Annotated in this window: 1 protein-coding gene; it reads right to left on the minus strand. The window is 38.8% G+C overall.

Annotation, left to right across the window (positions count from 1 at the left end):
* Positions 1 to 216: 216 nt before the first annotated feature.
* Positions 217 to 954, minus strand: coding sequence for a hypothetical protein (locus KU855_RS18685; protein ID WP_218532793.1), 738 nt, complete (start codon positions 952 to 954; stop codon positions 217 to 219).
* Positions 955 to 1,260 lie beyond the last annotated feature (306 nt).

A 1,260-nucleotide genomic window follows, 5' to 3' on the forward strand; every position in this document is an offset into this window, starting at 1 on the left:
TTTGGTTGATGTCCGAGCGAGTATCTTCTACAACAGATAAGTGTTCAATAAGGTTCAAAATGACTGTGCTGCTGAGGGTTTGGCACAATTAGATCATATTTGTTAACAAAGTGCGATCCCGCCCTGGGGAACAAAGGGCTAGTTGAGGATTACTGGGACCGCAAAAAGTAATGGCAGTCCCCGCTTTTGCCCCTCTTTTGCCGCTTTTCTCTTATTTTAAGGCCAGTAACCACACAGCATAGACCAGCGAATATCACCTGATGGACCAGTACCAACAGAAATACACCTCCACGTATCATTTGAAATATTACGCATAAAATTCTCAAGAGAATTCTGCATCAAATTAGCTGTTTCACTGGAGTATGGATCGACAGTCATCGAAACTTGAATTTCGCCATTAGAATGATTAGTAAATATAACTTCTTCAACAATAGTACAACTACTTAGGTCGTCAATTTTACAAGCATATAGAGGTTTCCCTGCCTCATTTTTTGTAACCATAACTAAAGGCTTTCCATTAATTCCATTGTTAGAAACAATTTCATTAGTTAGTGAGCTTATCGAGTTGGATCCAGTCTGTTCAGCGATTCCTGTTACAAGCCCAGCACCAAAAGCATTAAGATATTCTTTTTTCAAATCAGTCTTACGAGTTACAGAGCGAGGAGAATCACATCCAAAAGGGTCATCACAGGGATGGCTTTCAAATTTATATGTATAAACGATTCCTCTCTGCATCGCTCCCACTAAGTCATATACTAAGCTATAACTATCTTCAATTTGGCAATTTATGCTGGAGCAAACCTTAATAATATTGAGTGTTTTTGGAGTGTATGAACTCCCGGTAAATTGGACCTCATACTCATCCATATTTCGGTCAGAAAAATACAGCTTACCAGGAAGGCTCGCACTCGCGTTGAAAGCGATAAGTGTAAATAATAAATAAATGTATTTCATAAGTTTTCGTCCATGAATAATACTTGTGTTGGTGGCGGGCATGTTACATTTACGCAGCATTGTTTCAAGGTTTTTTGCAAAAAAAATCAAAGGCGTTCACACTGTTTGCGGCTCCAGCGATAAAAGCTAAGAGTAGAATAAAAGTTAGGGTATCCATCACCTTTAGATACCTAATGCACACGGCGTTGTTGATCAAATAGTTCACGTAACGTACTGATCTAATGACACTTACTCTAATTACTCAACTCGGTAACTAACAGGCATACCTAGTCTTATGACTTTGTTCATTGCCTTGACGTTAGCTAA

Origin of the sequence: Shewanella sp. NIFS-20-20, from assembly GCF_019209865.1 — a bacterium.
Lineage (GTDB): Bacteria > Pseudomonadota > Gammaproteobacteria > Enterobacterales > Shewanellaceae > Shewanella.